Raw genomic sequence first — 12,784 nt, 5'->3', positions numbered from 1 at the left:
CCGGGTCTGTCCCACCGGTGCTGTCCAAGGGCTGGAGATGGACGTCAACGGCAAACTGACAGGCACGACCGTGCTGGTAGTGGACGACGTGGCCGCGAGCCGGTATGCCATGGGCACCGTGCTGCGGCGCGCCGGCCACGAGGTCGTCACGGTCGCCAGCGGCTCCGAGGCGCTGGCCGAGATCGACGTACGGCTGCGCAAGGGCACCCTGCCCGACGTGGCCCTGGTCGACGTGCACCTGCCCGACATGAGCGGCTTCGAACTGTGCCGCCGGCTCAAGGACCGGCCGCACATGGCCGGGCTGCCGGTCGTGCACTTCTCGGCCCTGTCCGTGGCCCCGACCAACCGCTGCGAGGGCCTGGACGCGGGCGCCGAGGCGTATCTGACGGTGCCCGCGGAGCCCGAGGAGATCGAGGCGGTGGTGCGCTCCGCGGTCCGCGCGGCCCGGCTGCGCGCCGACGACCAGGCGCTGGTACGGCGACTGCAGCTGCTGTCGGAGACGATCGTGACCATCCAGGCGGCCCGCTCCCTGCGGGAACTCGCCGAGGTGGCCGCCGAAGGCGCCGCGCGGCTGATCGGCTGCCCGGCCGCGGTGTTCGTGCTCGACCAGGACGACGAGCTCTACCGGGGCCTGTCCCGGGACCGCACCGCGCTCGCCCTGCCCGACGAGGGCGCCCACCGGGCCGTGGCGAGCCTGCTGCGCCGGCTGACCCGGGGACAGGCCGGGGTGCAGATCACCACCGTGCCCGCCCCGCTGTGGCCCACCGGGTTCTTCCGGCCCGGCGTGCAGCACGACGCGCGCCTCGCGCTGGTGCTCACCCAGGACGGCAAGGCGCCGGTCTGCCTGGCAACGCCCACCCGCGGGCTGCGCCGGGTCAGCCCCGAGGGCGAGGCGCTGCTGGCCCAGCTCGCCCAGGCCACCGCGCTGGCCGCCGAACCGCTGCTGATGTACCAGGTGGAGCGGCATGTCGCGCTCACCCTCCAGCACAGCTTCCTGCCGCAACGGCTGCCCGAGCTGCCGGGCGTGGACCTCGCGGTCCGCTATGTGCCGGCGTCCAGCGACACCGAGATCGGCGGCGACTTCTACGCCGCGCTGCGGGTCGACGAGGGCGTCCTCACCGCCGTCGGGGATGTCGTGGGGCACTCGCTGGACGCGGCGACCGTCATGGTCGAGCTGCGGCACGCGCTGCGCGCCTACTGCGTCGACGAGAGCGACCCCGCGGTGCTCGCCGAGCGGCTGGACCGGGTGCTCCAGCGCTACCATGCCGAGGTCACCGCCACCGTGTGCCTGGCGCTGATCGACCCGGCCAGTGGACGAGCCCGGATCGCCAACGCCGGGCATGTGCCGCCGCTGATCCTCGGGGCGGGCGGCAGCGCCGAGTACGTCAAGGCGTCCGGTCCGCTGCTCGGCGTGGGGCTGCCCCATCCGCCGCCCACCGAGCTGCTCCTGGAGCCCACCGACCGGCTCCTGATGATCACCGACGGTCTGATCGAGACCCGCGGCACCGATCTCACGGACTCCATGGAGCACCTGCGCGCGGCCGCCGTGGGCGCCCTTCCCGGCCTGGACGCCCTGTGCGACACCCTCCTGGCCTCCTTCGGCCACGACCGCGAGGACGACATCGCCATGCTGGCGCTGCAGCTGAGGAACTAGGGTGAGCCGGTAGCCGTCGTAGAACAGGGGTGCCCATGCCGCAGATCACCGTCGACCACTCGAAAGAGATCTCGTTCGACCGGGACGGCTTCGCGCTGGACCTGCACCACGCGCTCGTGGAGATCGCCGCCGCCAAGCCGGAGGCCTGCAAGACGCAGTTCCGGGCGTCCCAGGTCACCGTGTTCGGCTACGAGGACCCCGTGGACCTCGGTCACGCCGTCGTGCACGTCACCATCGGGCTGCTCGCCGGCCGCACCGACGAGACCAAGGCGCGGCTGACCGAGGCCGTCCTGGAGCTGCTGAAGAAGCACGTCGAGGACGACGGCCACGCCACCCTGCACGCCTCCGCCGAGGTCCGTGACCTCGATCCCTCCTACCGCAAGTTCGAGCGCTGAGGCCCGGTCCGGGAGCCGGGCCCACCTCAGGACGCCAGGGCGAGCAGCCGGGCGACCAGGTCCGCGAAGGGCCCGTCGGCCGGCTCGTCCTTGACCATCTTGCGCAGCAGCGCGCCCATCTCGTCGTCGTAGGCGGCGCTCACCGCGGCCAGCGCGGCGAAGTCGTGCACCAGCTGCGCCTCCAGCTCGGCGCGCGGGATGCGCCGGCCGTCCAGCCAGATCAACGCGGTCGACTCGGCCAGCGAGATCCAGGAGCGGACGACCAGTTCCAGCCGCGCGGGCGGGTCCTCCACGCCCAGATGCGAAAGGATCTGGTCATACGCGGCCTGCCGTACGGCGTCGATGAGCGCGTTCGTGTTGGAGGAGCCGACCGCCGGGCCGCCGCGCATCAACGCCGAGAAACCGGGCCCGTGTTCGTCCACGAAGTCGAAGAAGCGGTGCATCGCACGCAGCAGCCGCGCCCCCAGCGGACCCTGGTGCGGCTCCCTGAACCGGCTCGCCAGATCCTCCGCCGCACGCCTCAACGCGGCCTCGTACAGGCTGAGTTTGCCGGGGAAGTAGTGGTAGACCAGCGGCCGGGAGATGCCCGCGGCGGCTGCTATCTCGTCGATGGAGACGTCGTCGGGAGATCTTTGGCTGAACAGTTCGAGGGCGACGCCGATCAACTGCTGCCGCCGCTCCTCGACTCCCATTCTGCGGCGTACTCCGGTGGTCATACGAACACCTTACCGATCGGATCCGGCCCCGAACGGACGGGACCGACCAAGGGTGTTCACATCTGCGCGGCGGCGTGGGCCGGTGGCGAGAGCACCCTCGGACTCGAACTCCGCTGCTGCTGGCGGGTGTTGACCGGTCAGCCGAGCCCGCTCAGCACCCGTCCGTCCGTCAGGGTCGCCTTCAGCTCGGCCTGCGCGCCCGGGCGGGCCCGCACGACCAGCGACTTCCCCTGGGCCGAACCCGTGATCCCGCCGGACGCGCCGATCGACGCCGTGCCCTCGCTGCCCGCCGCCAGCAGATACCAGTGCCCCGCCTCCGACTTCCACAGCACCCCGGCGAGCACATGCGGATCCTTCGTGCCGCACGCCGGTGAGTTCTCGGCCTTCGCCGCGACCGCCCCGTACGTCCCGCCCGGCGTGCGGAACTGGGCCAGCACACGCGGGCCGGCGCCGCTCCACGTCTCGGCCCGGGTGCACACCCAGTCCGCCGAACCGCTCGCCTCGGGCAGCGCCTGGGCGGCATACGTCCAGGCGTTGACACCGCGCACCCCCGCCGACCGCATCGCCGACAGCGAGCAGGCGTACGGCGCCCAGGCGCGCAGCCCCTCCGCGCCGGAGGCGTCACGACTCGCGCCGGGCCGCCCGGTGGTGAGGCGGGCCGGCACCAGTTCCCCGAGGTCGGTCAGCAGATGCGTGCCCGTGTCGTCGGTCAGCTGCAGCACGTTCCACGAGGTGCAGCTACCGGTCTGCTGGGCGGCACTGGCCAGGGGTGAGGTGATGCCCTCGGTGGGGCCGAGGTCCATCGCGCCGGCGCCCGGCTTGAGCAGGTCCCGCTCGGCGGCCCGGGTCACCCAGGGCGCCGTCAGATAGCGGACGTTGCCGTCGGCCCGGCCCAGCACCAGCGCGCTCGCCTCGGTCCGGTCCGCTCCGTCGACCCGTGCGAAGTCGAGCGCGGCGCCCTTGGCGCCGTCCTTCGGCTCGGCGTAACGGGCGATGCGCAGCCCGTCGTACAGGATCACCACCCGTGCGCTGTCGACGTTCCCCGCGTACAGCAGCTGCGGCGGGCCGGCGGGGCCGCCGGAGGGGGTGTCGGGTGTCGCGGAGACCTGGACGTGCTCGCTGGGGCGGGCCCAGACGGCGAGGGCACGGCGCAGCAGCGGCTTGTCGCCGGTGAGGTCGCCGCGGGCCGGCCAGACGGAGAAGTCCGTGCGGGCCGAGGACTGCCAGGCGGTGGGCGGGACACGGAGGAGCTTGGCCGGGTCGAGGGCGGCCTCGGCGGCCGGGTTCTGCGCGTAGGCGGGAGCGGCCGCGCCGTCGGGACCCCAGCCGCCGCCGGGCAGGGCGAGCAGCGCCCCGCACACCGCGAGGGCCGCGGCGGCGGCGAGCGCGGCCCGGGTGTGCTGCCGGCGCCGCATCAGGTCGGTGGGCCGGGCGTGCAGCGAACAGGGGTCGAACTCGGGGGAGTCCAGGTGGGGATGGTGTGCCGCCGGGATCTCGTCGGCCTCGTTCAGCGCCTCGTCCACGTCCTCGCAGCCGGCCGCCATGAGGATCGCGCGGACGTCGCCGTCGGGGAGTCGCTCCAGGCCGCGCAGGACATAGGCGGCGCGGCCCGGGCCGGACAGCGTCGACAGCCGCTGGTCCAGGGCGAGTTCGTCGGCGCCGCCCGAGCGGGGGAACAGGCGCAGGCCCCACACCTGGGGGAGCAGCGGCGGCAGCTGGGAGCGTCTCGGCCACGCGGTGAACCGGAGCGGGAGGCCCGCCTCCAGGGCGGTCCGCAGCACCTGGAGCCGGACGAAGGCGTAGCCCGGGTCGCCGTCCCGGCCCTTGGACTGGGCCGGGATCACGGGTGCCGAGGCCTTGCCCCTGGGCAGGGCGCGCTGGACCAGCGCATGGGCGGTCACCACGCGCCGGTTGCGGCCCAGGCTCGGCGGCAGCACCAGGTAGGCGAGCCGGACCAGCCGGGGGTAGTGCTCGACGAGCGCGGCCTCGGCCTGCTCGACGTCGACGACCGGCTCGGCGGAGGACGGTGCGGGGTGCGGGGCGACATCCTGTGACTGCACGTTCAGCAGAACGAGCGAATCGTCGGATGGTCACCGCCACCCGAGGGACTCACTCCCCGGGTTCGACCAGCAGCCGCGCGTAGTTCGCCATCGAGCGCTGGTAGCGCGGCAGATGGGGGGCGAGGGCGCCCAGCACGAGGGAGAGACCCTCGCGGTCCCGGCCGAGGCTGGACAGGCACAGCGCCAGACACGCTCGTACCGCGTCGTCCAACTCGTCCGAGGGGGACTGAAGTTCGGGCGTCAGCAGTTTGACGCCCTCCTCGGCCCGCCCCAGGTTCCGCAGCGAACTGGCCAACTGGATCTTGGCCCGCCTGCCCTTGTACCCGCTGACCTCGCTCAGCCCCCGGTCCAGCGCCTCCTGGTACAGCGGGATCGCCCTGTCCGAGTGGCCGGTCGAGTCCCAGGCGCAGGCCCGCTCGAACAGCCCCAGCGGGCTGTCCTCGGGCAGTTCGGCGGCGAGCGCGTCGATCACGGCCCGGAAGTCCCCGGCGTCCTCCTCCGCGTAGTCGTCGAAGGCGGCCCAAGCGGCCGCCACGCGATCTTCCCAGTCCTGATTCACGGACCGTACTTTCGCACACCCGTACCCTGACTCCCACCGGATTTGAGCACCCCGCCCCCCACAGCCGTATGGAAGGGAACGGGCTCTTGGGCCCGGGCGGCACATTCCGATCTGCCGCCCGGGCCCAGGCCCAGATGGCAGAGCGACCCGGAGGAACAGATGAGGTTGACCCGACCGATGCTCGCCGTGGCCGGTGCCGCGGCCGTCCTGGTGCTGACGGGCTGCGGGTCCGGAGACAGTGACGCGGCCGCGAAGGTGCCGGTCACCGCCACCGGCAGCCTGGAGAGTCTGGCCGCCAAGGCGAAGTGCAAGCCGGACATGCAGATCGACTCCGACGAGGTCCGCCAGGCCATCTGCAAGACCTCCGACGGCAAGTACGTCTTCGCCACCTTCGCCACCGACCGCGGCCAGCGCGAGTGGATCAACGACGCGAAGGACTACGGCGGTTTCTATCTCGTGGGCCGCAAGTGGGTCGCCGTCGGCGAGGACAAGGTCGTCAAGGCGCTGCAGACCACGCTGGGCGGCGAGGAGGAGATCGGCACGAACCACAGCCAGCACGGCGGCAGCCACAGCGGCTGAACCCCTGCTGCACACACCGGAAGGCCGGTGGCGGGAGATCCCGCCACCGGCCTTCTTCGGTCGGTCACACGCTCAGTGGGTCACTGGCACTGCCGGCCCTGGTTGATGCAGTTGGCGATGGTGTTCGCCAGGTTGTTCTTGAAGACCGCGATGAAGTCGTCGTGGTCCGTGGCCGCCTTGTGCAGCTGGTCCGGGAAGCCGTCCACCGCGTAGGCGTTCTTCACCTGGCCGTTCTGCAGGACCGGCGGGTTGATCTTGTACACCAGGCGCATCGTCAGCTGCGGGATCGCCTTGAAGCCGTTCTGGCAGTTGCCGTTGGCGTCGGCGAACGCGACGTGCGTCCGGTGGTTGGCGCTGTCGATGTTCTTGCCGTCCCAGCAGGACTGGAAGGCGAACGTGCGGACCACGTTGCTGCCCTGCGGGCAGATCGGGTACTGCGTCGTCAGCTGGACCTTGTTCTCGAAGCCGGTGCAGGACCAGTGCGCGTTGGCGTTCGCCAGACCATTGGTCGTGGTCTTGGCGTCACCGGTGATGATGCGCAGGAACTGCGGCATCGCGGTGACCTTGCTGGTGGGCGAGCCGACGTACTTGATCTGCGCCTGGACGGGCGTCAGGATCTTGCCGACGTTGCCCTCCTTGCCGCCGCCGTCCGCGTTCTGGTCGAAGTCCTGCGTACCGTCCTGGATACGCACGACCGGCCAGTAGTAGGCCGACAGGTCGCCCTGGTTCTGGCAGCTGGTCTGGTCCTTGATCAGCGAGTCGTTCGTCGCGAACGCGTTGACCTTCTGGTTGCCGACGTAGTCGTGCAGGTGGTGCGCGCCGTTGGTCACGCCGGGCGCCACGATGACGTTGTCGGTGTTGTGGTTCTTGTTCGCGTTGACACCGCACCGGGTGACGAAGGTGCCCTTCGAGCCGTTGCCGTTGGCACGCGGCTTGGCGGCGACGTTCGGCTGGACCTTCGTGATGTCCACGAAGTCGGCCGCGACCGGACCGTTGCCGGCCTGACCGCCGATGTTCTGGGCACCGCCGGCCTGACCGTTGCCGGCCTGTCCGTTGCCCTGGCCGGCGGTGGTCTGGTTGGTGGTCATCGTCGTGCAGGCGGCGAGGGCCTGGAGCCCGGCCGCGTCGACCTGGCCGCCGACACGCTGGATGTCGATGCGGATCCGGTCGAGGGTCGCCGCCCGCTTCTCCTTGAGGGGGCCGACGATCGCGTTCTGCACGAAGCTGGCGTCCTGCGTCTGCGCCTGACGCGTGGAGGCGAGCCGGGCGTAGGCCTCGGTGATCTGCTTGTCGAGGTTCGCCAGCTCCGTCGCCACGCCCTGCTGGGCCTTGGCCGGCACGTTCGTCAGCTTCTGGCCGACGTCCGGGCAGGCGATGGTCGCCACCGTCGCGGCGGCGGCCTTGGTCTGGTTCTGCCCCGAGTTGTTGGACTCGTGCGCCGAGGCGTAGAAGTTCGCCCAGATCAGCCCGCCCCCACCGAGCGCTAGGGCCGCCGATGCGGCTATGGCCTTGGTGGCCAGCGGCGTACGGCGTTTTCGATTGTTGCGTCCCATGGAACTCCTCTGACTTCCTTGCGGGCTTGGCGGGGCATCGAGGCGCCCGACAGGAGTGAAGCGGCGCCCATTGATACGGGCGCCGCCTCAGGGGTGTTCAGCCACCCCACAAACAAATCAGAGGTTTACCAGTCCTTGGTGTCCCAACCGCCGCCTGAGCAGCAGAAGTTACGGAAAATCGCTGGTCAATCACCGGCCCTGGTCCAGATAGGCGAGGACGGCCAGAACGCGACGATTGTCGTCGTCCGACACCTCCAGGTCCAGTTTGGCGAAGATGTTGGAGGTGTGCTTGGCGATCGCCCGTTCTGTCACCACCAGCTGCCCGGCGATCGCCGCGTTGGACCGTCCCTGCGCCATCAGCTCCAGCACCTCCAGCTCGCGGGGGGTCAGCCGGGCCAGCGGCCGGTCGTCGGCGGCCCGCCGGGACAGCAGCTGCTGGATCACCTGCGGATCCATCGCCGTACCGCCCGCCGCCACCCTGCGTACGGCGTCCACGAACTGTTCCGCGTCGAACACCCGGTCCTTGAGCAGATACCCCACCCCGCCGCTGCCGTCCGCCAGCAGCTCACGCGCGTACAGCTGCTCCACGTGCTGCGAGAGCACCAGCACCGGCAGCCCGGGCCTGCTCCGGCGCGCCTGGAGCGCGCACTGCAGCCCCTCGTCGGTGTGGGTCGGCGGCAGCCGTACGTCGACCACGGCGACGTCCGGCTCCAGCTCGGCCAGCGCGCGGGTGAGCTCGGGGCCGGACTCGACGGCGGCGGCGATCTCGAAGTCGTGGGCCTCCAGGAGACGGACCAGTCCGTCCCGCAGCAGGAAGAGGTCTTCGGCTAGGACAACGCGCAAGGGATCTCCATGGTGACCATGGTGGGACCGCCGGCGGGAGAGCTGACGGCCAGGACGCCGTCGAATGTACCCAGGCGTCGTTCCACCCCGGCCAGCCCCGAACCGGCCCCGATCACCGCACCGCCCTTGCCGTTGTCCGTGACGGTCACCCGCAGCCGCCCGTCCTCGTGGTGCAGGTCGATCCAGATCCGGTCCGCGCCGGAGTGCTTGACCGCGTTGGTGAGGACCTCGCTGACCGCGAAGTAGGCGGCGGCCTCCACCGGCGCCTCGGCGCACCCGCCCAACTCGACGTTCACCTCGGTGGGAACAGGCAGCCGCAGCGCCAACGCCCGTACGGCGTCACCCAGTCCGCGTTCGGCGAGCACCGGCGGATGGATGCCGCGCACCAGTTCCCTGAGCTCGGCCAGCGCGTCCACGGAGGACTGGCGGGCCTGGGCGAGCAACTGCTTCGCCTTCGCCGGATCCTTGTCCAGGAGCGTCTCGATCGTGCCCAGATCCATGCCCATCGCCACCAGCCGTGCCTGCGCCCCGTCGTGCAGGTCCCGCTCGATGCGCCGCAGTTCGGCCGCCGAGGAGTCCACGGCGTCCCTGCGCGTCTCGGTCAGCACCCGCACCCGCTCGGCCAGCTCACGCTGACTGGCGCCCAGTACGGAACGGGTGAGCCGGAAATGGGCGGTCACCAGTCGTGGAGCGAGGGGAGTGAGGGCGAGCAGCACGAGGGCCAGCGCGCCGGCGCCGAACGCGGAGGACTGGTCGGTGACATGGACGAACCCGTACCAGTACCCGCCCCATTGGGAGAGGGGCCGCCACAGCCCGGCCGCGACCGCGATCCCCTCCAGCGGGTAGAGGAACAGCACCACCGGCAGCACCGCGGTGACGTACCCCGCCGTCATGTCGACCTGGAGCCACCGCAGGTCCCGCCACACGGCCGGGTCGCGCAGCAACGTGTACGTCCGCGTCCAGGGCCTGCCCTCGGGGACCGGCTGGTACGCCGACGGGATCACCACCCCGCACCACTCGGCCGCCACCTTCCGCCGCCAGTCCGCGAACGCCCGCACCCGGTTCAGCACCCACGGGGTCGTGACCAGCCCGATTCCGACCGGGACGAGCGCGATGGACACGAGCGCGAGGGTGAATCCCAGCACCGCCCCCGGAAGACTTACCAGAGCCAGCACGAACCCCCGCCCCGCCGCGACGACGACGTCCCGGGCCCTCGTGGAAAGAGAGCCGCTTTTCGTGTTGGTGTTCATGCCAGCAGTCTCGCTGGCCCGTGCGCCCGGGGTCACGGGGCCAGGCCCCCCGCTCACGGGGTGGTGCCAGATACACCCCGGGCCCGGGATCCGGTCACAGCACGCCGGGTACGGGATCCGGTCACCGCCCGCCCAGCACCTTCGCCTCCACCACCGGATCCAGCCCGACCGACGGCCGATCCGCCCGCTGCGGCGCGGTCCCCCCGATCCCCTGAAGCCAGGCCCAGGTGTCGGCGACGGTCTCCTCCACGGGCCGGCACCTCAACCCCGCCCCCACCGCCCGGGACACGTCCGCGGAGTGCAGGACGTCATGCATGTCGCTCCCCGCCGGCACCCACACCGGCAACTGCGTCCACGGCTCGATCCCGGCGTCGAGGACCACCTCCGGCTCCACCCACCGCAGTTCCGCCGGTCCGCCGGTCACCTCCACGCACGCCTCCGGCAACGACCCCATGGTGGCGTACCCCTGAGGGCTCGTCAGATTGAACGCACCCTGAAGCTCCCGCTCGGCCGCCCCCAGCACCCACTCGGCCAGGTCCCGCACATCGACGTACTGCAGGGGCAGCTCCCGCGGTCCCGGCGCCAGCACCGGCCCGCCCCGCGCGATCCGCCCCAGCCACCACGGCAGCCGCCCGATGTTCTCGTACGGTCCGAGGATCAACCCGGCCCGTACCAGCACGGAACGGTCCGCGCCGAACGCGTCCACGACGGCGATCTCTGCCCCCCGCTTGTCGCGGGCGTAGTCCTCCTGGCCGGCATCGGGCTCGGCGCCCTCGACCAGCGGCGCGCTCTCGTCGTACCCGGCCGGCGCGGGCCAGGCGTACACCGAGCGGGTGGACACGTACACATACCGCCCGGCGCGGCCCCGCAGCAGCCGCGCCGAATCGTGCACGGCCCGGGGCGCGGCCGACCAGGTGTCGACGACGACGTCCCAGGTGTCCTCCGCGAGGGCGGCGAGCCCGTCGGCCGCGGTGCGGTCGCCCCGCAGGGCCCGCACACCGGCCGGGGGCCGCTGCCGCGCCCGGTTGAGGACGGTCACCTCCCAGCCGCGCCCGAGGGCCGCCTCGACGACGGCCCGTCCCGCGAACTCCGTACCACCCAGCACCAGAAGTCTCATACCGGTGGCTGTGCCCGGCCCGTCCGCGGGAGGGAACCGTGCTCTGCCGTCAGCAGATCAACGGCCCGTCGGCGGGGTGTACTTGTAGCCGACCCGGCGGACGGTCTGGATCGCCTGCCGGTACTCGGCGCCCAGCTTGCGGCGCAGCCGGGCGATGTGGACGTCGACCGTACGGCCGTCGCCCACGTGCCCGTAGCCCCACACGGTGGTGACGAGCTGGTCGCGGGTGTGCACCCGGCCGGGGTGCGTGACCAGGTGGGCGAGCAGCTCGAACTCCAGGTAGGTCAGGTCGAGTTCGCGCCCGTCCACCGAGGCGGTGCGCTGCACGGGGTCGATCCGGACGAGCGCCTCGGTCTCCGGACCGGCCTCCGCCGTGTCGGCGGGGTCCTCCGCGGCGAGGCCGGCCGGGGCGAGGTGCGGCCGGTCGGCGGGGATGAGGACGAGGTAGCCGACCATCGGCGGCTGTCCGGGCAGCGTGGGCAGGGTGTGCTGGGGCGCGGGCAGCCAGGTGGCACCCGGCGGCAGGAACTCCGCCACGTCGATCACCTCGTCCCGGTCCACGGCCCGCAGACGGTGCCGGGAACCGGTGGGGGAGGGGGTGTTGAGCGGAGCGGTGGGTACGGAACGCATGATCGCCATGAGAGGTCAGCTCTTTCGCGCGAGAGGTTCGTCGGAGGGGACGTACTCGTTCGCGTCGGCCGAAGACCGTGTACGGCTCGAGACCTGTACGGCTTTAGAGGGCCGGCGCGTTCATCGCGCGGCAACACACCCGGTCGAAGTCGTGGTGCTGACGGGAAGGCCAGAACGGCTCGAGGTCGGTGCGACCCGTCGCGGTGTGGTTCTGGAAGCCGGCCATGGTCCCATTGAAGCAGACACGGGCCCCCACGAGGAGACTCCTCTCACTGCTTGGACGTTTCCTTGACATGAAGTCGCCGGTACCGCCGCCCCGCCCGTCAACGCCAGGGGGCGCCCACCGCGACGGTGGGCGCCCCCTGGGCGGAGCCGAGCGGATCAGATCTGGCCGGCCTTCTCCAGCGCGGAGCAGCAGGTGTCGACGATCAGACGCGTCACCAGGTACGGGTCCACGTTGGCGTTCGGACGGCGGTCCTCGATGTAACCCTTGCCGTCCTTCTCGACCTGCCAGGGGATACGGACCGAGGCGCCGCGGTTGGAGACGCCGTAGGAGTACTCGTTCCACGGGGCGGTCTCGTGCAGACCCGTCAGACGGTCGTCGATGCCGGCGCCGTAGTTCTTGACGTGGTCGAGCGGCTTGGAGCCCTCGCCCAGCGACTCACAGGCGGTGATGATCGCGTCGTAGCCCTCGCGCATCGCCTTGGTGGAGAAGTTGGTGTGCGCGCCGGCGCCGTTCCAGTCGCCCTTCACCGGCTTCGGGTCCAGCGTCGCAGAGACGCCGAAGTCCTCGGCCGTGCGGTAGAGCAGCCAGCGGGCGATCCAGAGCTGGTCGGCGACCTCGAGCGGGGCCAGCGGGCCGACCTGGAACTCCCACTGGCCGGGCATGACCTCGGCGTTGATGCCGGAGATGCCCAGGCCCGCCTTCAGGCAGTTGTCCAGGTGCGCCTCGACGACGTCACGGCCGAAGATCTCGTCCGCGCCGACACCGCAGTAGTAGCCGCCCTGGGGGGCCGGGAAGCCGCCCTTGGGGAAGCCGAGCGGGTAGCCGTCCTGGAAGAAGGTGTACTCCTGCTCGATGCCGAAGATCGGCTCCTGCGCGGCGAACTTCTCCGCGACCTCCGCCAGCGCGGCACGGGTGTTGGACTCGTGCGGCGTGAAGTCGATGTCGAGGACCTCGCACATGACGAGGACGTCGTTCCCGCCGCGGATCGGGTCCGGACAGGTGAAGACCGGCTTGAGGACACGGTCCGAGGCGTGGCCCTCGGCCTGGTTCGTGGAGGACCCGTCGAAGCCCCAGATCGGCAGCGCGTCCAGACCGGCGGGCTCACCCGCGATGATCTTCGTCTTGGAACGGAGCTTGGCGGTCGGCTGGGTGCCGTCGATCCAGATGTACTCAGCCTTGAAGGTCACGGGCCACTTCCTTCG

Annotated in this window: 13 protein-coding genes; 3 read left to right on the top strand and 10 right to left on the bottom strand. The window is 71.5% G+C overall.

The features are described from left to right. Positions 1–37: 37 nt before the first annotated feature. Both ABZZ74_RS33845 and ABZZ74_RS33840 read left to right on the top strand, forming a co-directional pair. Positions 38–1,654 (top strand): fused response regulator/phosphatase, encoded by a 1,617-nt coding sequence (locus ABZZ74_RS33845; RefSeq protein WP_356771524.1) that lies wholly within the window; start codon positions 38–40, stop codon positions 1,652–1,654. A gap of 35 nt (positions 1,655–1,689) precedes the next feature. Continuing rightward, positions 1,690–2,049, top strand: coding sequence for an isomerase (locus ABZZ74_RS33840; RefSeq protein WP_356771522.1), 360 nt, complete (start codon positions 1,690–1,692; stop codon positions 2,047–2,049). 26 nt (positions 2,050–2,075) lie between these two features. Here the strand turns inward: ABZZ74_RS33840 and ABZZ74_RS33835 are convergent, their stop codons facing one another. From ABZZ74_RS33835 to ABZZ74_RS33825, 3 genes are all read right to left on the bottom strand, one after another. Further along, complete coding sequence (locus tag ABZZ74_RS33835; protein WP_356771520.1) at positions 2,076–2,765, bottom strand: TetR/AcrR family transcriptional regulator; 690 nt, start codon at positions 2,763–2,765, stop codon at positions 2,076–2,078. 137 nt (positions 2,766–2,902) lie between these two features. Beyond that, the gene (locus ABZZ74_RS33830) at positions 2,903–4,825 is read right to left on the bottom strand and encodes a hypothetical protein (protein ID WP_356771518.1); all 1,923 of its coding nucleotides are present in this window, start codon (positions 4,823–4,825) and stop codon (positions 2,903–2,905) included. Positions 4,826–4,874: 49 nt separating this feature from the next. Beyond that, complete coding sequence (locus ABZZ74_RS33825; RefSeq protein WP_356771516.1) at positions 4,875–5,384, bottom strand: tetratricopeptide repeat protein; 510 nt, start codon at positions 5,382–5,384, stop codon at positions 4,875–4,877. Positions 5,385–5,543: 159 nt separating this feature from the next. Here ABZZ74_RS33825 and ABZZ74_RS33820 point away from each other — a divergent pair, with 159 nt between their 5' ends. Then, positions 5,544–5,963 (top strand): hypothetical protein, encoded by a 420-nt coding sequence (locus ABZZ74_RS33820; protein WP_356771514.1) that lies wholly within the window; start codon positions 5,544–5,546, stop codon positions 5,961–5,963. 80 nt (positions 5,964–6,043) lie between these two features. Here the strand turns inward: ABZZ74_RS33820 and ABZZ74_RS33815 are convergent, their stop codons facing one another. From ABZZ74_RS33815 to glnII, 7 genes are all read right to left on the bottom strand, one after another. After that, positions 6,044–7,516 carry a DUF1996 domain-containing protein gene (locus ABZZ74_RS33815; protein WP_356771512.1) on the bottom strand — a complete coding sequence of 491 codons (1,473 nt, stop codon included), beginning with the start codon at positions 7,514–7,516 and terminating at the stop codon, positions 6,044–6,046. A 189-nt stretch (positions 7,517–7,705) separates the two neighbouring features. Next, on the bottom strand, positions 7,706–8,359 hold the full coding sequence (locus ABZZ74_RS33810; protein WP_356771510.1) for a response regulator transcription factor: 654 nt from the start codon (positions 8,357–8,359) through the stop codon (positions 7,706–7,708). Next, positions 8,344–9,609: a sensor histidine kinase gene (locus ABZZ74_RS33805; protein WP_356771508.1), complete on the bottom strand. Its 1,266-nt coding sequence runs from the start codon at positions 9,607–9,609 to the stop codon at positions 8,344–8,346. The genes ABZZ74_RS33810 and ABZZ74_RS33805 overlap by 16 nt, the downstream gene beginning before the upstream one ends. Positions 9,610–9,730: 121 nt before the next feature. Then, positions 9,731–10,726, bottom strand: a complete 996-nt coding sequence (locus tag ABZZ74_RS33800; RefSeq protein ID WP_356771506.1) for an SDR family oxidoreductase — start codon at positions 10,724–10,726, stop codon at positions 9,731–9,733. Between the two features lie 57 nt (positions 10,727–10,783). Beyond that, entirely contained in the window at positions 10,784–11,365 is a 582-nt protein-coding gene (locus ABZZ74_RS33795) for a winged helix-turn-helix domain-containing protein (protein WP_356771504.1), read from the bottom strand. A gap of 94 nt (positions 11,366–11,459) precedes the next feature. Next, a complete protein-coding gene (locus tag ABZZ74_RS33790; RefSeq protein WP_356771502.1) occupies positions 11,460–11,582 on the bottom strand; it encodes a hypothetical protein in 123 nt (40 codons plus the stop codon). 155 nt (positions 11,583–11,737) lie between these two features. Further along, positions 11,738–12,769, bottom strand: a complete 1,032-nt coding sequence (gene glnII, locus ABZZ74_RS33785; protein WP_356771500.1) for a glutamine synthetase — start codon at positions 12,767–12,769, stop codon at positions 11,738–11,740. Positions 12,770–12,784 lie beyond the last annotated feature (15 nt).

Source organism: Streptomyces sp. NPDC006476 (assembly GCF_040612015.1).
Classification (GTDB): domain Bacteria; phylum Actinomycetota; class Actinomycetes; order Streptomycetales; family Streptomycetaceae; genus Streptomyces; species Streptomyces griseorubiginosus_B.
This window is presented reverse-complemented; position numbering and strand designations above follow the sequence as displayed.

What these genes read in the sequence shown, in the direction of transcription:
- ABZZ74_RS33845 (WP_356771524.1), top strand. Translation starts at nt 38, where the DNA reads ATGGACGTCAACGGCAAACTGACAGGCACGACCGTGCTGGTAGTGGAC.
- ABZZ74_RS33840 (WP_356771522.1), top strand. Translation starts at nt 1,690, where the DNA reads ATGCCGCAGATCACCGTCGACCACTCGAAAGAGATCTCGTTCGACCGG.
- ABZZ74_RS33835 (WP_356771520.1), bottom strand. Translation starts at nt 2,765, where the DNA reads ATGACCACCGGAGTACGCCGCAGAATGGGAGTCGAGGAGCGGCGGCAG.
- ABZZ74_RS33820 (WP_356771514.1), top strand. Translation starts at nt 5,544, where the DNA reads ATGAGGTTGACCCGACCGATGCTCGCCGTGGCCGGTGCCGCGGCCGTC.
- ABZZ74_RS33815 (WP_356771512.1), bottom strand. Translation starts at nt 7,516, where the DNA reads ATGGGACGCAACAATCGAAAACGCCGTACGCCGCTGGCCACCAAGGCC.
- ABZZ74_RS33805 (WP_356771508.1), bottom strand. Translation starts at nt 9,609, where the DNA reads ATGAACACCAACACGAAAAGCGGCTCTCTTTCCACGAGGGCCCGGGAC.
- ABZZ74_RS33800 (WP_356771506.1), bottom strand. Translation starts at nt 10,726, where the DNA reads ATGAGACTTCTGGTGCTGGGTGGTACGGAGTTCGCGGGACGGGCCGTC.
- ABZZ74_RS33795 (WP_356771504.1), bottom strand. Translation starts at nt 11,365, where the DNA reads ATGGCGATCATGCGTTCCGTACCCACCGCTCCGCTCAACACCCCCTCC.
- ABZZ74_RS33790 (WP_356771502.1), bottom strand. Translation starts at nt 11,582, where the DNA reads ATGGCCGGCTTCCAGAACCACACCGCGACGGGTCGCACCGACCTCGAG.